The sequence below is a fragment of the Streptomyces sp. NPDC054887 genome (genome assembly GCF_053610585.1).
This window is the reverse complement of record NZ_JBSGYQ010000036.1, coordinates 20,419-36,895: the sequence shown is the minus strand read 5'-3', so window position 1 is coordinate 36,895 and position 16,477 is coordinate 20,419. Positions and strand designations below refer to the sequence as shown.

Below are 16,477 nucleotides of genomic sequence, written 5' to 3'. Positions count from 1 at the left end.
AAGCGAGGTCTCATGGACGAGTTGAGGCGATTCCGCCTGGCGCTGGCCGCATGGGCGGCCGGCGGACCGGAGGCGGGTCGGGCCGCCTCGGTGGCGCGGGAACTCGCGGGCGGAGCTGCGCGGATGACCGTGCTCGTCGAGGGAAGCAGCGATCACGCCGCTGTCGAAGCGCTGGCCGCACGCTACGGCCGCGACCTCGGTGCGGAGGGCGTAGTGGTAGTACCGCTGGGAGGTGCGACAAGCATCGGGCGTTTTCTCGACGTGTGCGGTCCTCCGGGGCTCGATCTCCCGCTGGCCGGCCTCTGCGACATGGGCGAGGAGCGGCATTTCCGGCGTCACCTCGAACGGGTCGGTCTCGGGTCCGCTCTCGGGCAACCCGAACTGGAGACGCTCGGGTTCCATGTGTGCGTCGCCGACTTGGAGGACGAGCTGATCCGCGCTGTCGGGACCGACGGCGTGCAGCAGGTGATCCGTGACCAGGGGGAGACGCGCCCCTTCCGCACCTTCCAGGGCCAACCCGCACAGCGCGAACGGCCGCTGGAACATCAGCTGCGGCGCTTCATGGGCACGCACAGCGGTCGCAAGGCGCTGTACGCGCAGGCCCTCGTGGCGCACGTGGACCTCGAGCGAGTGCCCCGGCCACTGCGGCGCCTCCTCGCCCACGTCTGACACCACGGTCAACACCCGGCTGCCGGGCGGGGCGCGGTGAGACCGCCGCCGGGTCGTCGACGCGATGGCGGCTGGGGCTGCGGTTGCTACAGCGGTGCAAGTTGTGTCGGCACAGGTGTGATCCAGTCCACATCGGCACGTCGATGACTGTGCCGCCTGAGGCTGGTCGTAACAGCGACAACATCCGCACGGAAGGGCCGCCATGACCCACACGTCCCAACGCGCCCACAAGCACACGAAGTGACGCCGGACCTGGGCGCCGACGCGGGGCCCTCTCGGGACGCCGGCGGTGACGGCGCATCTGTCCACCGCCCGGTGAACCGCCGGCCACTCCAACTACTGGCATCAACCATGTCGAAGTCATCTCGACACGCAACGGAGGCATCCACATGACCGACGCAGTCACGGGTCCGGCCGCTTACTTCCCCGCCATCGAGAAGAAGTACGGCCGCCCGGTCCTCGAATGGAAGCACCTCATCCGCACCTCCCCGCTCACCAAACACATGGAACTCGTCAACTGGCTGAAGTCCGAACACGACCTGGGGCACGGGCACGCCAACGCCCTGGTCGCCCACACACTGACCGAGGGCAGAGGCGCGTAATCGCACGCCTGCCGTCCGGTGCTGGGGTGCTGTCGGACCGGTGGCTTCGCGACTCATGCCCCGGGGGCCGCCGTGAGCATGGAGAGCTCCGTGCTGCTGTCCGTGCTGAAGGGGCGTCCGTACGCGTCAGCGGACCGCGACCAGCGCGTCGTACATGGGCGAGCTGCCGACACTGACGAAGGCCCGGATGGCGATGAGGTACTCGTCGCGGCTGATGCGTCCGTCGCCGTCGGTGTCCAGGGCGTCGAACGCCGTGGCGGCGTTGTCCGCCGCATTGCCCAGCACTTCACGGAGCCTGGCGAATTCCGTTCGGTCCAACATCCCGTCTCCGTCGGTGTCAGCGAGGTCGAACAATGAGCCGAGCGCATCCCGGCAGACATCGTCGAAGGTCTGAGCGCCCGCCCACGCCGCGTACTCCTCGAAGGTCACCTGCCCGTCCCCGTTCGCGTCCATGGAAGCGAAGACGCGTTCGTGCAGGGTGCGAGCGACGGACACAAGAGGGTCGTTCATGTCGCGGCCCAGCTTTGCCGCCGCCCGGTCGGGGCGGACCAGATACTCCTGACGGGAGATCACGCCGTCACCGTCCACGTCCAGCATGCCGAAGACGCGGTTCCTAGCAGCCATGACGTCCATGAAGTGGTGCCTTTCGAGCCGAGTGAGGTGAGGTGTACCAATCGGATGTCATAGGTGCCCGTCGCACGGCGGGGGCGAACATCTCACCGCTCGAACCACTCGTTCTTGTGCTTCTGTGCACTTGTACCGGCGGCGACGGCCTCGCCCGTTCCGGCGACGTGGCACGGCCTTGCCGTAGCCGGAGGGAACACCATTATCGTGACCGTGTGACGGTGGGCACCGAGAACACGAGACTGGTCGTCCTGCGCGGAAACAGCGCCTCGGGGAAGTCGAGCGTCGCGCTCGGCATCCGTCAGAGGTTCGGCCGTGGCCTGGCTCTGGTAGGTCAGGACAACCTCCGCCGGATCGTTTTGCGCGAGCACGACCGGCCTGGCGCGGCGAACATCGGCCTCATTGACATTACGGCCCGCTATGCCCTGAATGCCGGGTATCACGTCGTCCTCGAAGGCATCCTCTACGCCGACCACTACGGCGACATGCTTGCCGAGCTGCGCGTCGACCACTGCGGCCCGACTCACGGCTACTACTTGGACGTCCCGTTCGAGGAAAGTCTCGCCCGCCACGCCACAAAGCCGATCGCTGATGAAGTCTCAGCCGACGCGCTGCGTTCCTGGTACCGACCGCTCGATCTGCTGCCCGGCGGCACAGAGACGGTCATCGATGCGGACAACGCTCTGGAGGCCACTGTGGAGCGCGTCATGACCGAAACCGGGTTGTCCGGCCTGCCTCCGCTTGTACTTTGACAGCACTGATGCCGCCAGGCTGCGCCGTGAGGAGGGCCGACGGAGGCGCGCGGCAAGGGCCATAACGGTCAGTGAGCCAAACGTAGTCGGTCCAGTTCGCCGGCGATAGCCTTTCGCAGCTCGTCATGCTGCGGACCGAGCCTGAACCGCTCGTCGCTCCACCGTTCACGCGGATAGAGCCACACCGGTGCGCCCACCTTATCGGCCGGTTCCCACTCGAACCGCGGCCAGACATGCGCGTGCAGGAACGGGTCCGTGTTCCCCCGGATCTCCAGGTTGACCCGGCGGAAAGACGTGTCCAGCCGCCGACAGGCACGCTCGACTGCTTCACCGAGCCGGTCCATGTCAGACAGGAACGACAGCCGCTTCGCCCTCGGCAGGTCCGACAGCCGCTGCACATTCGGTTCGTCCACGAGCAGGACCGAGTATCCAGGCAGGAACTGAACATCCCCGATCACCGCGAAGCCCGATGTCAGCCGTCGCAGTACGGTCGGGTTCTCACCCCTCAGCGCAGAGCCGATGCGATCCGTCCGCCAGTCACCAGTCATGGCCGCTTGAACTCACTTTCCAGTAATCGCGAACGCTCTTCGACCCTCCACCTCCCGCCATAGTGCGCCAGTAGGAGGCAGAAGGAGGCCCCGGCCGCGTACGCGCTTTCCCCTCACCTGCCGCCTCGCTCCCACCCGCACGGGGAGGTGGCAGGTCGAACGGCAACCGGGGCAGCACGCGTTGAGCAGCGTGCACGCACGCCGGGGAGTGGGTCAGCCCGTCGGCAGGCCGAGCCCGTAGTACGTGACGTCGTATCCGTCCACGTACGTGGCCTCGCCGCCGACGATGAGGTCGGTCGGGTCACTCACCCCCACTGCCCGGGCCGTCGCCACGAGCATCTCGGCGAGTGCGCGTCCCTTCGGTTCGCCGGGACCACCCGCGTCCACACGCCATACCGGATCGTCGTCCCTGAAGACGGACGCCGTCCCCGGGTGCTGCGCGACCGTGCCCCAGCCGAGTGCGGCCGGATCGATGTCGTCCGGGGCGAAGCAGCCGATCGACAGCCGGTCATTGCACGTCACCTCGAACAAGAGGGGTGCGCCGTGGCTGTTGCGCCCGTAGACCGGCATCCCGATCCCTATACCGAGGGCGGTCGTCTCGGCGGGCAGGGTCCCCAGGAACTGGCCCAGCGACCGGATTACGGTGTCCCAGCTGCGGGCGGTCCAGCCGCCGGGGAAGCCGAGGCCGACATTCGCCTGGTCGCGGTTGTTGCTGCCGAAGAAGCCGCTGATGGAATGCTCCTCGCCGATGCCCTGACGCCAGAACCAGTTCTCCGCCGGGTCGGTGGGCTGCAGTACGAGCTCCGGCCCTGACTTCCCGGCGCGCAGTTCCAGGGTGTCCGGCCTGCCGCGCCAGCGCAGGAAGGGCGCACCCCAGAGCGGCCCGCTGTCGTAGAAGGGGCCCAAGTCGCCGTGCGAACCCAGGATGGACGGTTTGCCCAGTGCTGCGGTCAGTTCCTCTTTGGCGGCACGGAAGGCGGCAGCCTGCGCCGCGGCGTCGGGCGCGGCAGTCGCGACCGGGACCGCGAGCTCCACGTACGACTCGCCGCAGACGTACCGTTCCTCGTACTTACCGACCGGCCGCAAGCGGGCGTCGCCCGAGGCCCTGCCGGTAGTGAGGACGGGCTTGTCCGGCGTCCCGTTCCAGGCCCAGCCGAGTTCGGCCGCAAAAGCCCTCACCCCGTCCGGCGTCCAGCCACCGGCGTCCGCCGCGACGAGTCGACGGGCGAGTTCGGCGATGGATTCTTCTGCAATGTTTCCCCGCTGATCGTTCATACGCGCATCGTGCCGCATCCCGGAGCGGACCATTCTGCGGGGTGCACGGGGAGGGATCGGGGGTCAACGGCGTGGGCGTGACCTCGTTTTAGCGTGCTTGTGCTTGTGCTTGTGCTTGTGCTTGCGCTGGTCGTGGGCGGCCGTCTGTTGGGCAGCTCGTGCGGCGGAGTGGTTTCGGCCGATGAGTTCACCGTCCTCCGACGGTCTACCCAGCGATACAACCATTCTCGACAGGAGTGCCATGTCCACTATCCAGCCGGTGATCGTGACTGCCGACCATGACGTTCTGCTCGGGTTCTATACGGGGTTGTTCGGCGCTGAGGAGATCTTCCGGGTGCCGGATGAAGGCCCGGTCTTCTACCGTGGCCTGCGCATCGGCGACACCGACCTCGGGCTGGTGTCCAAGGCGGACGCGGCGACCGGGGCGGCGTCGCGAATCCTGCTCAGCATCGGTGTCGACGACGTCGACGAAACGCTTGGCCGAGTGGAGGCGCTGGGTGGCTCGGTCCGCGGCGGCCCCAACGACATGCCGTGGGGACAGCGCGTAGCCCACATCGAGGACCCCGACGGCAACCCGGTGAACCTCACTCAGCCGATCCCGGGCCGGTGACGGGGTTCCGGGGAGGCGTGTGTTGCCTTCTCCTGGATTACGTCGTCCGCCTCCGTCCCCTCCCAGCCGGGCAGAAGCTCTTCCGGTATGAGGCCGTAGCAGCCGAAGTCGGTGCGGTCGAGCCAGGTATGCACGCGGGAGATCATGGCCCCTCCGGCAGCGACGGAGCGCGAGTGTCGAGAGTGCCGTCGGTCACCCAGCCGAGCGACTTGCCCGTACGGGACTTTGCGCCGATTCTCGCACCGAGCCAAGGCCCGGCCGTCGACACCTGAAAAATGCTGGTGGCTCAGCCCCATGGCTCCGTCCGCGCGCCGCCGCTGGGGCCGCTCGCACGTCGTCCCGGCACTTGCGCGTGACCGCAGGAAACCAGAGTGGGGAAGGAACGCCCCTTCAGGCGCCTATGCCCAGCAGGGCCACTTGCAGGGGAAGGGCGGGCTGGGCCGGAAGGAAAGGCGGCTCAGGGCGGCGGCCCGTGTGCGTGGCCGGGACGGCACGCAGGGCATCGATACCGTCAGCCGCCCACGGCGCGTCCGTCCGCCGCAGCGCCAGCGTCATGCGCCGGCCGTCGGCCAGGGTGGTCTCCAGCGTGGTCGGGTCGTTCGCCTGCATGGCAACTCGCTTCCGTGGACACGTCATAGGCCCCGTACAACCGCATAGGCCCTGTACACCCGGCGGCACCCTTTAGGACGAACGCGCGCGCCGAACAGTTCCCCCGCCGCCTCCGGTCAGCACGAGCTGCGTCTTCTCTCCGGAATCGCTCTCATGAGCGGGCGATAGATTGCCCGCCATGACTGCACTCGGTCCCGTCGCCTGGCCACCAGCCCCGATAGGAACCGAACGGCTCGTGCTCCGCGAGTCCGAGGCCCGGGACCGTACGGCGTTCATCGAGCTGTTCACATCGCCAGAGGTGCGCACCTACCTTGGTGGCCCCCGACCGCGTGATGAGCTCGAACGTGCGGTGCCTCCGGTGCCCGGACGGCGCCCTGGCCTGTTCGTGGCCGATCTCGACGGAGCGATGATCGGCACGGTCTCGCTCGACCGACGCGATGCCGAGCGCCCGGGCCACGTCCTTCCCGAAGCCGGGGAGGCCGAACTCGGTTACATGTTCCTGCCGGAGGTCTGGGGATGCGGGTACGCCGCCGAGGCGTGCGCAGCGGCACTCGAATGGTTCGCCGACGCGCTTCCCGGCGAGCCGGTGGTGCTCTGCACCCAGACCGCCAACGTCCGCTCCATGCGTCTCGCGGAAAAGCTGGGGTTCACCGAGGTGCAACGGTTCGAGGAGTACGGCGCGGAGCAGTGGTTCGGCATGTGGCCCTCGATTACGCCGTCTGCATGAGCGCGGTCGGTTCGTCGCGGAGACACCCGGAGACGCCTCGAACGAGGTGGGCGATGACGGGAGTACCGGCGGCGGGTGCTGATGCGAGCGCCGGAAAGTACCGCCGGTCAGGGTTCGGCTCTGGTCCCACCCGGCCCGCAAGGGTGGTTCATCGCGCGTCGTCGTTGAAGGGCCAGGCTTCGATGTCGCGGTAGCGGATCGGTCCGGGTCCTCGGCCGAAATTGCTGCCGACCAGGTGCAGGCGCTCGGCCTGCCATGTGCGGCCGGCGAACGCGGAAAGTCCTGCGGCGGCCTGGACCGCGCTGGACGTGTCGTCGCGGCGAGATCGGGACAGTGTCAGGTGCGGGTTGAACGGCCGGTCCGTGTATGTGAAGCCCAGCCCCTTGACGAGCGCCCGCACCTCTTCGGCCAGCAGCCGCAGCCCTTCGAGGTCTCCTCCGATCCCGCTCCACAGCACACGCTCGTCGAAGTGTCCCCCGCCGCGCAGGGAGAGGTGCAGAGGGCGGTGCCCCGCCGCGAGCTTCGCCAGCGGCGGCCGCAGGAGCGACACGGCTGATCTCGGCAGCTCGCCCAGGAAGGCCAGGGTGATGTGCCAGTCCTCGATGCGGTTCCACCGCATGCGCGGATAGGCGTCATAGGCGGGCCTCAGTGCCTGCGCCAGTTCCTCTTTGGCGTCGTCGGGCGGGGCGAGTGCTATGAAGACGCGGACGGTCGAAGTTTGGTTTTCGTCGTGCATGAAGGACTTCGTACACCATCGGGGCCGGCGGATGCCGAGTGCGGTGGGCTGTCGTGCAAGGGGGGAGTGGCTCTTCTCGCCCGGCCACCGAAGGCCGCCCGGTGATCCTCCCCGCAGGCCCCCTCCAGGCCCCTCGCCGAACTGCTCGGGCACGCCGTCGGCCGCCACCTTCCCGCCCGACCCGGGGCCCGGTCGTGGGGCTGGCCGGCCCGGGGATCCCCACGCCCCGGCTCCGATCCGGCGTCGTCCTCGCGCCCCGCCATTTCCCCTAGGACGCGGCCTGGCGCCCGGCCGGCGACGAGGGGGTAGTTGTGCCGCTGGACAGCCGCTTCTTGCTCAGGTCGCAAGAGGCGGTTCGGCACGAACGACGGGGCGGCTCAACAGGTTCTCGAACCAGTCGGCGCACCGTACGGCGAGCTCGACGGCCGTGCCGGAGGCCCGGAAGAAGTCGCACTGGGGTGACTCATGGAGGTCGCAGAGCTGGTCGCAGACTTCGAACCAGGTGTTGTCGTCCACGTGCAGACTTCAAGGGCGAGGGTCTCCCGTAGGCCACGGGCGGAGCCAGGGCCTTTTTGCCGTAGCGGAAGGCGACGGCTCGGGGCTTCGGCGGCCGGCGGTTGGACTGTCCGCACGCCGGCCACGCCCGTCGCCGAGCACCTCAGCACGTCGGCCTGATCTGCCGACACGGGCAGCCGTAAGACACCGGGGAGGGCAGGAGGCCCAGGGAACACGGGGCCGTCCGGTGGGCTACTTGAGCCCGAGTTCCTCGCACGCCGCCTTCACCTTGGGGATGCAGATCTGCTCCACCGTGTAGAGGCCGTCGGCGATCACGGTCTCCTCGATGTTGTCCTTCGTCACTGCGATGACGGGGATGCGCACCGTCGGGACGGACGTCTCGGTCGGGGTGTCGATGTCCGTGTGGGCGGCGGCGCCGAGCGACATGTTCCTGGCCAACAGGATGGCCATCTCGGCGGCGGCCTCTGCCTCGGGTGCGTACTGCTTGTATACGGTCATGTACTGATCACCCGCAACGATGCGCTGTACGGCCGCAAGTTCGGCGTCCTGGCCGGTGACCGGCGGGAGATCGGTGACACCGGCGGCCTTCAGCGCGGCGATCACGCCGCCGGCCATACCGTCATTGGCGGAGTAGACGCCCGTGATGGCGTCCTTGCCGAGTGCGGCGATCGCGGCTTCCATGTGGGCCTGGGCGTTCTCGGGCTTCCAGTCCTTGGTGTCGTACTCGAGCCCGATCTCGACCTTCCCGTCGAGCTCGGTGTGGGCGCCTTCCTTGAACATGGCGGCGTTCGGGTCGGTCAGTGCGCCGTTCATCATCACGATCTTGCCCGGCACGGACCCGGACTTCGCACCGGCCCCGGCCTCGGCCTTGAGGGCCTTGAGCAGGGACTTGCCCTGGCTGTGGCCGACCTGTTCGTTGTCGAACGAGACGTAGCCGTCGATGGGGCCTTCGGCGAGGCGGTCGAAGGCGACGACCGGGATGTGCGCTTCGTCCGCCTTGCCTATCGCGCCGGCTATGGCCTTGGAGTCCACCGCGTCGACGATCAGCACGTCGACCTTGTCCTTGATCATGGACTCGACCTGCCGGTTCTGCAGATCGGCGTCGTTCTTCGCGTTGGCGTACCGGACGGTGCCCTTGCTGTTGGTGAGCAGCGCGATGCGCTCCTCGATGACCGGTTTGTCGAACTGCTCGTACCGAGCGGCCTGGTTCTCCGGGAGCAGCAGACCGACAACGATGTCGTCACTCATCCTCACGCCCGCTTCCTCGGTCGTCCCGCAACCGAAGAGGGACATGGCCATCGCGGGGGCGGCGGCTGCGACGGCGGCACGACGCAGAAGTGCGTTCATTGGTTGAATCAAACCTTCCTCGCTGGCCGCAGTAATTGCCGCCAATGTGGCCGAAACTCAACTATGTGGTGGAGGAAGCGTCAAGATGGCTCCCGTTAACGTGACCGCAACGTGATTCTGTGTAAGCAAGCGTTCACTTCTGTGATCGCGAGGGAGCCGGGCATCAGGCCGTGTGCGCAGTGGCTGCGATACGTCACGCCGTACGCAGAGCCACGTGGCCACGACGCCGCCCCCCGTGCGCGGTGCGAAGCACGGGGAGGAGCGCAGGGAACAGCACATGGATGTGGGCCGGACGCGCTGCCGCGCGCCGGAGGGCGTCAGGGACGACTCAGCGACGGCAGGGGCTCACGGCCACGGCAGGCGGTGCGCTCTTCCCAAGCGGCCCTGAACAGCGCGTATTCGAGCAGATCGGGGGCCGCGTCGGGTGGCCAGCCGCTGGTGCCTGCCATCTGGCGCGCGGCTGCGCGCATGAAGGAGATGTAGACCTCGTAGCGGTGGGGTGACCAGTCCCAGTTCGCCTACACCCTCCTCGCTGTCGCCCCCTCGGGGTCGTGACCGGTCTGCCGGCCGACCTCAGTCGCCAGGGACCGCAGACGGCACGACAGGACACGGTCGAGGATGAGCGGCCCCGGCCCCCGGGCAGGTGGAACGCTCTTGCCGACGAAGTAGAGAAACTTCGTGAAGAACGACGGCCCGAACCCCGCGACCCGATGATGGAGCGCCGCATAGGCCGCGCGCGAACCATGGTCACGTAGCGCGGTGACCGCTGCTGCCAGCGCCTCGTCCGCACCGTCGACGGCCAGAATCGCCTTCAGCGTGACCGGTCCGCTGCCGCGGGGCGTGCCGCGCTTCCCCTTGCCCCACACGTACGTGGCGACCAGGGCTTCCCTGAAGTCCTCCCGCCGCAACGCATCGGCGACCATCGAGGTCACCTCCGCCCGGCCGACCTCGGCATCACCGCTGTGTGAGGGGGCAGCCAGTCCCGCCGGCCACGGGTGGACCGACGCCCACCGGCTGGGCGTGTAGCGGACGGAGTGCGCACCGGGCGTTCCGTCCGCGTACCCGGCCCTGTTCTCGTTCCACCAGCGACCCAGCGCCAGCACGGCGGCATCGGGCAGCAGGCGTGCGGCCATCTCCCGGTCCACCGCGTCCGCACGGTCCTGTCTGTTCACGCGCTGCTCCTGACATCCGCTGCCTGGCATCATGTCGTGCAGAGCGTGCGTCAGGGGATGTGAATCAGAAACCTGCCGTGCTCATCCCGCAGCCCGGGGCGTCGCCCGGGTGGCGGAACATCGTCGGGGCGGCCACGAACTGCTCTCAGAACCGCTTCCAGATCTGGGCGTCGGTGCCGTTGCACTCGTGGATCTGGACCTGGACGCCGTTGGTGAAGTTCGAATACGGAACATCCAGGCACTTGCCCGAACCGGAGTTGGTGAAGGCGGCCGGGGTGGGCTGGTCGTAGTGCCACTGCTGAGCGCCGGTGCCGTTGCACGTGTAGATCTGGATCTTGCTGCCGTTGGTTGTGCCTCCGTTGGCCACGTCCAGGCACTTGCCCGAGTTCGGGTTCACCATGGTGCCCTCGGGCGTGATCTTCCACGTCTGGCCCAGGGAACCGTTGCAGTCCCATATCTGCACCCTCGCCGCGTCTTCCTTGCTGGCGCCGCCCACATCCAGGCAGTGCTTGCCACCGTCGGGGCTGTACGAGAACTCCGTGGCCGTGGACGCCGGGCCTGTCACGTTGAACGTGCACCAAGCGGACCAGGCCGACGGTCCGTCAGCGCTTTCGGCGCGGATCCGCCACTGGTAGTCACCCGGGCTGAACGTACTGGTGGGCATCTGGACGTTCCATCCGTGGCCGACCGGCCCCGTGGTGAGCTGCAAGGTGCGGAACGGCTGCTGGCCCGGGCGCGCGAGTTCCATGGTCGCGCCCAGGTTGGGCTGCGGTTCCACACCCTTGACGGAGGCGGCGAACAACGGTCCGAAGCCATTCGTGGTGCTGAACGTCGGCGCGGTCTGAGCGCCGCAGAACTGGAAGCCCGCGTACGGACCGTCGGAGATCCGCAATGTCTCCGGTACGTCGGGGGTGGCGGCCCACGCGGTGGCAGGCAGGCCGAAGAAGGCTGCGGTCAGACTCGCCGTGACCACGCAAGCAATACGCCTCATCATCACTCCGTCGCAAGATTCGGAACTCGGTAACTCGGCAACTCGGCAACCGGGTTGCTCGGTTACTCGGTCGCTCAGGAGTCCACACCGTCGACCGCCACCACGTCAGCCCCGCAGGCACCGGCGTAAGGATTCCGTCACATCTCCTGATCCCGGACCGACCAGGTCCGGTCCGGGATCAGACGCGAGCACGGGACCCTCCTGGTGAACCCGAGCGAGACTCGGACACCCCTCGTCCTCCCTCAGGTGCCCTCGGACTCGAAGGTGCGCAGCAGGTCCGCGGCGACGCTCACGGCGATCGTCGCGGGTTCCTTGCCGGTGATGTCGGTCAGCCCGATCGGCGTTTTGATCCGGTCGACGGTGGCCTCGTCGTGACCGCCCTCGTCCGCCAGGCGCTTGCGGAACCGCGCCCACTTGGCCGCCGACCCGATCAGCCCGACGGAGCCGAGGTGCGTTGTACGCAGGGCGGCGTCGCACAGGGCGGCATCCTCGGCGTGGTCATGGGTCATGATCAGGATGTGGGTGCCGTGCGGCAGGTCGTCCAGCACCTCCTCGGGCAGCAGTGGCGTGTGATGCACGTGCACCTGCGCCACCGCGTCTGCCAGTACGTCCAGCCGCTCCTCGGTGAGGAGGTCGGAGCGGGAGTCGATCAGGTGGAGGTCGAGGTCCTGACGCGCCAGAATGCGAGCGAGCTCCAGCCCGACGTGCCCGACGCCGAATACGGCCACTGCCCTTACCACCGGCAGCGGTTCGAGCAGCACCGACACCGTGCCACCGCAGCACTGCACCCCGTGCCGGTTGGTCACCTTGTCGTTCAACGCGAAATCGATCAGCTCCGGCTCGGGCCTGGACGCGGTGAGCATGTCCCGGGCCCGGTCGATGGCGACGGCCTCGACGTTGCCGCCGCCGATCGAGCCCCAGGTCCTGGTCTGCCCCACGACCATTTTCGCGCCGGCATCGCGCGGGGCATGGCCGCGCACGGTCGCGACGGTGACCAGCACGCCGGACTCCCGGCGTGCTCGCAACCGTGCGACCGCGGCGACCCACGTCATGTCAGGCACCGTTCAACGCTGCCGCGTCGGTTCGGACACTGCCTGCGGCGCCGTGCCCGTTCTCCGTACGACCAGCGTGGGCGCAACCCTCACCGGCGTGACCGTTCCCTGAGGCGTCGTCCCGCGAGGCGTCGTCCCGGCGAGCCGCCCGGATCGCCCAGTACACCGCTTCGGGCGTCGCGGGCGAAGCGAGCTCCACGCTCACCCCGCTCGGTCCGAAGGCGGCGGCGGCCTGCCGCAACGCCTCTCGTACGGAGAAGGCCAGCATCAGCGGGGGCTCGCCCACCGCCTTGGACCCGTACACCGCGCCCTCTTCGGTGGCGTTCTCCAGCAGCGTGACGTTGAACTCCTCGGGCATCTCCGAGAAGCTCGGCAGCTTGTAGGTACTCGCGGCCTGGGTCAGCAGCCGGCCGCGATTCGGCCCGTCCGTGGCGTCCCAACGCATGTCCTCGAGCGTCAGCCACCCCGCGCCCTGAACGAACCCGCCCTCCACCTGCCCGATGTCGATCATCGGGGACAGGCTGTCGCCCACATCGTGCACGATGTCCACCCGCCGGATGCGGTACGCGCCGGTGAAGCCGTCCACCTCCACCTCGGCCGCGGCGGCGCCGTGGGAGAAGTACTTGAAGGGCGAGCCCCTGAAGGTCTTCGCGTCCCAGTGCAGTCCCTCGGTCCGGTAGAAACCGGCTGCCGACAACTGAACCCGCTGCATGTAAGCCGTCCGTACCAGGTCGTCCCAGGCCAGCTCCTCGTCGCTGCCCAGGGTGCGCGCGACGCCCTCGACGATGCGTACGTCCGAGGCGTTGGAACGGAGCTGGGTGGCGGCCACTTGCAGGAGCCTCTCGCGCAACTGCTCGCAGGCGTTCTTCACCGCCGCGCCGTTGAGGTCCGCCCCGGCACTGGCGGCGGTGGCAGAGGTGTTGGGCACCTTGTCGGTACGCGTCGGGGCCAGCCGCACCTTGTGCAGCGGGATTCCGAGCGAGGTCGCGGCCACTTGCAGCATTTTGGTGTGCAGGCCCTGGCCCATCTCGGTGCCGCCGTGGTTGATCAGGACCGAGCCGTCCTTGTAGATCAGTACCAGCGCACCACCCTGGTTGAAGGCGGTGAGGTTGAACGAGATGCCGAACTTGATGCCGGTGACCGCCAGGGCCCGCTTGGTGTGCGGGTGTGCGGAGTTGAACGCGGCGATCTCACGCCGGCGCTCGGCGAGGCCGGCGTTCTCCTTGACCTGGTCCCAGACCGCGGAGATCCGTTCCGGGTGGGTGACTTGCTGTCCGTACGGGGTCGACTGCCCCTTCTGGTAGAAGTTCCGCTCGCGCAGCTCCGTCGGGTCCAGGCCCAGCAGGGGCGCACACCGGCCCATGATGTCCTCGATCACCAGCATGCCCTGCGGTCCGCCGAAGCCGCGGAAGGCGGTGTTGGAGACCTTGTTGGTCCTGGCGATGCGGCCGGCGACGCGCGCGTTGGGAATCCAGTAGGTGTTGTCGATGTGGCACAGCGCGCGGGCCACGACCGGCTCGGACAGATCCAGGCTCCAGCCGCCGTCCGCGGTCAAGGCGGCGTCCAGTGCCCGGATGCAGCCGTCGGCGTCGAAGCCGATCTTCCACTGGGCGTGGAACCCGTGCCGCTTCCCGGACATGGTGAGGTCCTGGGTGCGGTTGAGCCGGACCCGGACCGGCCGGCCGGTCAGCTTGGCGCCGAGTGCGGCGACGGCCGCGAACCCGTGCGGCTGCATCTCCTTGCCGCCGAAGCCGCCGCCCATCCGCAGGCACTGCACGGTCACCTCGTGGCTGTGGAGACCGAGCACGTGCGCGACGATCTCCTGGGTCTCCGACGGATGCTGGGTGCTGCTCTGGACGAACACCTGCTCGGCCTCGTCGATGTGGGCCAGCGCGGCGTGCGTCTCCAGGTAGAAGTGCTCCTGGTCGGAGAACTCGAACTCGCCGGTGAACACGTGCGCGGAGTCGGCGAGGCCGGACTCGACGTCACCGGTCACCATCATCGGCCGAGCGCCGTGGAAACTGCCGGCCGCGATCGCGTCCCGCAGTGTGACGACGGAGGGCAGTTCGTCGAGTTCCACCTCGACGGCCGCCGCACCCAGCCGGGCGGCCTCCAGGGTCTCGCCGAGGACCCAGGCGACCGCGTGGCCGTGGAACATGACCGTGTCGGGGAACAGCGGTTCGTCGTGCTTCATCCCGGCATCGTTCACGCCGGGTACGTCGGCACCGGTCAGGACACGGACCACGCCGGGCACGGCGAGCGCGGGCTCCGTGCGCAGTGCGGTGATTCGGCCGTGGGCCTTCATGACCTGCACCGGGTACGCGTGCAGCACGTCCTTGGTGCGGTGCACCAGGTCGTCGGTGTAGAGCGCGGCACCGGTGACGTGCAGGGTGGCACTCTCGTGCGGCATCGAAACGCCTACGACAGGCTTTTCGGGGCGTTGGGACAGCTGACTCATGACGACACCGCCTCGGTGGTTTGCGCGTACAGCTTCAGCAGGCTCTGACCCAGCATCGCGGAACGGTAGAGGGCGCTGGCGCGGTGATCGTCCATCGGTGTCCCCTCACCGCGCAGCGTCCGGGTTGCGGCCTCGACGGTCTCCGCCGACCAGGACCTGCCCTCCAGGGCCGCCTCGGTGGCGACGGAGCGGATCGGTGTGGCGGCCACGCCACCCAGGCCGATGCGCGCCTTGCGGACGATGCCGCCCTCGATGTCGAGCGCGAAGGCGACCGCCACGCTGGAGATGTCGTCGAAGCGCCGCTTGGCGATCTTGTGGAAGGCCACGACGGGTGACAGCGGCAGCGGCACGCGCACCGAGCGGATCAGCTCGCCGGTACGGCGCACGCTCTGCCGGTAGCCGGTGAAGTAGTCCGCCAGCGAAACCTCGCGCTCACCGTCGGCGTCGGCGAGCACCACCGACGCCTCCAGCGCGAGCAGCGCCGGTGCGCTGTCACCGATGGGGGAGCCGGTTCCCAGGTTGCCGCCGAGGGTCGCGCTGTTGCGGATGAGACGGGATGCGAATTGCGGGAACAGCTCGGCAAGGAGCGGGACGTCGCCGTCGAGACGGCGCTCGATCTCGGTGAGCGTCAGCGCCGCCCCGATCTCGATGTGGTCGTCCTCGACCCGCAGCTCGCGCAGTTCGGCGAGCCGGTCGACGGCGACGACGCAATCCGCCCTGCGCGAGCGGATGTTCACCTCGACGCCCCAGTCGGTGGAGCCGGCGACCACCACCGCGTCGGGCCGCTCGCGCAGCACCTGCAGCGTTTCGGCCAGAGTGCTCTTCCGCAGGAAGACACTCCCGCTCCGGGTGTACTCGGTGGCGGCCGGCGCGGGCGGGGACTGCTCGCGACGCCGTGCCAGGGGGTCCTCGTCGGCGGGTGTCCCTACGGCGAACGCGGCATCACGAATCGGCCGGTAACCGGTGCAGCGGCAGAGGTTTCCGCTCAGGGCGTGCAGGTCGAAACCGTTCGGACCGTGCTCGGCGTCGGTGCCGTCGTGCTCGCCCGGGGCTTCGCGCGCTTCCGCGGATGCGCAGCGGTCGGGCCGGTAGTACTCGGCGGCCATGCTGCAGATGAACCCGGGTGTGCAGTAACCGCATTGGGAGCCGCCGCGCACCGCCATCTCCTCCTGCACCGGGTGCAGGGCGGGCGGCGTGCCGGGCTCGCCGGCGGTGGCGAGCCCTTCGGAGGTGACGATCTCCTGACCGTCCAGCGCCGCCACCGGAACCAGGCAGGCGTTGACCGCCACCCAGTCGGTGGGCTTGTTCACTCCGGGACGGGCCACCAGGACCGAACAGGCGCCGCATTCACCCTCGGCGCAGCCCTCCTTGGTTCCGGTCAGGCCACGCTCGCGCAGGAAGTCCAGTGCTGTGGTGTGGGGCGCAGCCGGGGCAATCGGTGCGACTTCTCCATTGACCGTGATCCGCGCCCCTACCATGACAAACCTTCGTTCCGGTGCGCGATCGGTCGCTTCATCGTATTCGCCAATTTTCAGGCAGCTTTCTGTGTTCGACGCGCCGCGTAAGAGGAACGGGCGCGGAAGGGCACGCGGGAGCTGCGTGCCGGAAGGTGTTACGAGGGGAAACCCGGAATGCGCCACGAACGGCACATCGGAACGGCGTGGTCAGCAGCCGTGGGCGATACGTCCGGGTACCCAGGCCGTGCACTGGGCGAGGCGACCGAGATCAGAGCTGATGTACATGCGCTGGTCGCCTCCTTCCGGTAGATGTGGGCCGACAGACGCGGTCC

18 protein-coding genes are annotated in these 16,477 nt (G+C 68.6%); 5 read left to right on the top strand and 13 right to left on the bottom strand.

Going from position 1 to position 16,477, the window contains the following annotated elements:
• Positions 1-12 precede the first annotated feature (12 nt).
• Both ACWGH0_RS20990 and ACWGH0_RS20985 read left to right on the top strand, forming a co-directional pair.
• Complete coding sequence (locus ACWGH0_RS20990; protein ID WP_453405696.1) at positions 13-669, top strand: TOPRIM nucleotidyl transferase/hydrolase domain-containing protein; 657 nt, start codon at positions 13-15, stop codon at positions 667-669.
• Between the two features lie 389 nt (positions 670-1,058).
• Complete coding sequence (locus tag ACWGH0_RS20985; RefSeq protein ID WP_453405695.1) at positions 1,059-1,271, top strand: DUF4287 domain-containing protein; 213 nt, start codon at positions 1,059-1,061, stop codon at positions 1,269-1,271.
• Positions 1,272-1,397: 126 nt separating this feature from the next.
• Here ACWGH0_RS20985 and ACWGH0_RS20980 read toward each other — a convergent pair whose 3' ends face one another.
• Positions 1,398-1,904 carry an EF-hand domain-containing protein gene (locus ACWGH0_RS20980; protein WP_453405694.1) on the bottom strand — a complete coding sequence of 169 codons (507 nt, stop codon included), beginning with the start codon at positions 1,902-1,904 and terminating at the stop codon, positions 1,398-1,400.
• 206 nt (positions 1,905-2,110) lie between these two features.
• Here ACWGH0_RS20980 and ACWGH0_RS20975 point away from each other — a divergent pair, with 206 nt between their 5' ends.
• Positions 2,111-2,647 carry a kinase gene (locus ACWGH0_RS20975; RefSeq protein ID WP_453405693.1) on the top strand — a complete coding sequence of 179 codons (537 nt, stop codon included), beginning with the start codon at positions 2,111-2,113 and terminating at the stop codon, positions 2,645-2,647.
• Positions 2,648-2,715: 68 nt separating this feature from the next.
• Here ACWGH0_RS20975 and ACWGH0_RS20970 read toward each other — a convergent pair whose 3' ends face one another.
• Together ACWGH0_RS20970 and ACWGH0_RS20965 are read right to left on the bottom strand one after the other, a co-directional pair.
• Positions 2,716-3,195 (bottom strand): diadenosine tetraphosphate hydrolase, encoded by a 480-nt coding sequence (locus tag ACWGH0_RS20970; protein ID WP_453405692.1) that lies wholly within the window; start codon positions 3,193-3,195, stop codon positions 2,716-2,718.
• 213 nt (positions 3,196-3,408) lie between these two features.
• Positions 3,409-4,470 carry a hypothetical protein gene (locus tag ACWGH0_RS20965; RefSeq protein ID WP_453405691.1) on the bottom strand — a complete coding sequence of 354 codons (1,062 nt, stop codon included), beginning with the start codon at positions 4,468-4,470 and terminating at the stop codon, positions 3,409-3,411.
• Between the two features lie 241 nt (positions 4,471-4,711).
• Between ACWGH0_RS20965 and ACWGH0_RS20960 the strand changes: the two genes are divergently transcribed.
• On the top strand, positions 4,712-5,080 hold the full coding sequence (locus ACWGH0_RS20960; RefSeq protein ID WP_453405690.1) for a VOC family protein: 369 nt from the start codon (positions 4,712-4,714) through the stop codon (positions 5,078-5,080).
• Here ACWGH0_RS20960 and ACWGH0_RS20955 read toward each other — a convergent pair.
• Entirely contained in the window at positions 5,059-5,214 is a 156-nt protein-coding gene (locus tag ACWGH0_RS20955) for a hypothetical protein (RefSeq protein WP_453405689.1), read from the bottom strand. The genes ACWGH0_RS20960 and ACWGH0_RS20955 overlap by 22 nt on opposite strands.
• Positions 5,215-5,470: 256 nt before the next feature.
• Positions 5,471-5,689: a hypothetical protein gene (locus ACWGH0_RS20950; protein ID WP_453405688.1), complete on the bottom strand. Its 219-nt coding sequence runs from the start codon at positions 5,687-5,689 to the stop codon at positions 5,471-5,473.
• Positions 5,690-5,867: 178 nt separating this feature from the next.
• Here ACWGH0_RS20950 and ACWGH0_RS20945 point away from each other — a divergent pair, with 178 nt between their 5' ends.
• The gene (locus ACWGH0_RS20945) at positions 5,868-6,416 is read left to right on the top strand and encodes a GNAT family N-acetyltransferase (RefSeq protein ID WP_453405687.1); all 549 of its coding nucleotides are present in this window, start codon (positions 5,868-5,870) and stop codon (positions 6,414-6,416) included.
• 148 nt (positions 6,417-6,564) lie between these two features.
• On the opposite strand, the gene thpR is transcribed toward ACWGH0_RS20945, so the two are convergent.
• From thpR to ACWGH0_RS20905, 8 genes are all read right to left on the bottom strand, one after another.
• Positions 6,565-7,152: an RNA 2',3'-cyclic phosphodiesterase gene (gene thpR, locus ACWGH0_RS20940; protein ID WP_453405686.1), complete on the bottom strand. Its 588-nt coding sequence runs from the start codon at positions 7,150-7,152 to the stop codon at positions 6,565-6,567.
• Between the two features lie 336 nt (positions 7,153-7,488).
• Positions 7,489-7,668 carry a hypothetical protein gene (locus ACWGH0_RS20935; RefSeq protein WP_453405685.1) on the bottom strand — a complete coding sequence of 60 codons (180 nt, stop codon included), beginning with the start codon at positions 7,666-7,668 and terminating at the stop codon, positions 7,489-7,491.
• Between the two features lie 231 nt (positions 7,669-7,899).
• On the bottom strand, positions 7,900-9,015 hold the full coding sequence (locus ACWGH0_RS20930; RefSeq protein WP_453405684.1) for a sugar ABC transporter substrate-binding protein: 1,116 nt from the start codon (positions 9,013-9,015) through the stop codon (positions 7,900-7,902).
• A 518-nt stretch (positions 9,016-9,533) separates the two neighbouring features.
• Positions 9,534-10,187 carry an 8-oxoguanine DNA glycosylase OGG fold protein gene (locus tag ACWGH0_RS20925; RefSeq protein ID WP_453405683.1) on the bottom strand — a complete coding sequence of 218 codons (654 nt, stop codon included), beginning with the start codon at positions 10,185-10,187 and terminating at the stop codon, positions 9,534-9,536.
• 145 nt (positions 10,188-10,332) lie between these two features.
• A complete protein-coding gene (locus tag ACWGH0_RS20920) occupies positions 10,333-11,178 on the bottom strand; it encodes an RICIN domain-containing protein (RefSeq protein ID WP_453405682.1) in 846 nt (281 codons plus the stop codon).
• A gap of 242 nt (positions 11,179-11,420) precedes the next feature.
• Positions 11,421-12,230, bottom strand: a complete 810-nt coding sequence (xdhC, locus tag ACWGH0_RS20915) for a xanthine dehydrogenase accessory protein XdhC (RefSeq protein ID WP_453405681.1) — start codon at positions 12,228-12,230, stop codon at positions 11,421-11,423.
• Position 12,231: 1 nt separating this feature from the next.
• Positions 12,232-14,688, bottom strand: coding sequence for a xanthine dehydrogenase molybdopterin binding subunit (gene xdhB, locus ACWGH0_RS20910; RefSeq protein ID WP_453405680.1), 2,457 nt, complete (start codon positions 14,686-14,688; stop codon positions 12,232-12,234).
• The gene (locus tag ACWGH0_RS20905) at positions 14,685-16,166 is read right to left on the bottom strand and encodes a xanthine dehydrogenase small subunit (protein ID WP_453405731.1); all 1,482 of its coding nucleotides are present in this window, start codon (positions 16,164-16,166) and stop codon (positions 14,685-14,687) included. The genes xdhB and ACWGH0_RS20905 overlap by 4 nt, the downstream gene beginning before the upstream one ends.
• Positions 16,167-16,477 lie beyond the last annotated feature (311 nt).

What these genes read in the sequence shown, in the direction of transcription:
- ACWGH0_RS20930 (WP_453405684.1), bottom strand. Translation starts at nt 9,015, where the DNA reads ATGAACGCACTTCTGCGTCGTGCCGCCGTCGCAGCCGCCGCCCCCGCG.
- ACWGH0_RS20985 (WP_453405695.1), top strand. Translation starts at nt 1,059, where the DNA reads ATGACCGACGCAGTCACGGGTCCGGCCGCTTACTTCCCCGCCATCGAG.
- ACWGH0_RS20970 (WP_453405692.1), bottom strand. Translation starts at nt 3,195, where the DNA reads ATGACTGGTGACTGGCGGACGGATCGCATCGGCTCTGCGCTGAGGGGT.
- ACWGH0_RS20960 (WP_453405690.1), top strand. Translation starts at nt 4,712, where the DNA reads ATGTCCACTATCCAGCCGGTGATCGTGACTGCCGACCATGACGTTCTG.
- xdhB (WP_453405680.1), bottom strand. Translation starts at nt 14,688, where the DNA reads ATGAGTCAGCTGTCCCAACGCCCCGAAAAGCCTGTCGTAGGCGTTTCG.
- ACWGH0_RS20920 (WP_453405682.1), bottom strand. Translation starts at nt 11,178, where the DNA reads ATGAGGCGTATTGCTTGCGTGGTCACGGCGAGTCTGACCGCAGCCTTC.
- ACWGH0_RS20980 (WP_453405694.1), bottom strand. Translation starts at nt 1,904, where the DNA reads ATGGACGTCATGGCTGCTAGGAACCGCGTCTTCGGCATGCTGGACGTG.
- ACWGH0_RS20990 (WP_453405696.1), top strand. Translation starts at nt 13, where the DNA reads ATGGACGAGTTGAGGCGATTCCGCCTGGCGCTGGCCGCATGGGCGGCC.
- ACWGH0_RS20905 (WP_453405731.1), bottom strand. Translation starts at nt 16,166, where the DNA reads ATGGTAGGGGCGCGGATCACGGTCAATGGAGAAGTCGCACCGATTGCC.
- thpR (WP_453405686.1), bottom strand. Translation starts at nt 7,152, where the DNA reads ATGCACGACGAAAACCAAACTTCGACCGTCCGCGTCTTCATAGCACTC.
- xdhC (WP_453405681.1), bottom strand. Translation starts at nt 12,230, where the DNA reads ATGACGTGGGTCGCCGCGGTCGCACGGTTGCGAGCACGCCGGGAGTCC.
- ACWGH0_RS20945 (WP_453405687.1), top strand. Translation starts at nt 5,868, where the DNA reads ATGACTGCACTCGGTCCCGTCGCCTGGCCACCAGCCCCGATAGGAACC.
- ACWGH0_RS20950 (WP_453405688.1), bottom strand. Translation starts at nt 5,689, where the DNA reads ATGCAGGCGAACGACCCGACCACGCTGGAGACCACCCTGGCCGACGGC.
- ACWGH0_RS20965 (WP_453405691.1), bottom strand. Translation starts at nt 4,470, where the DNA reads ATGAACGATCAGCGGGGAAACATTGCAGAAGAATCCATCGCCGAACTC.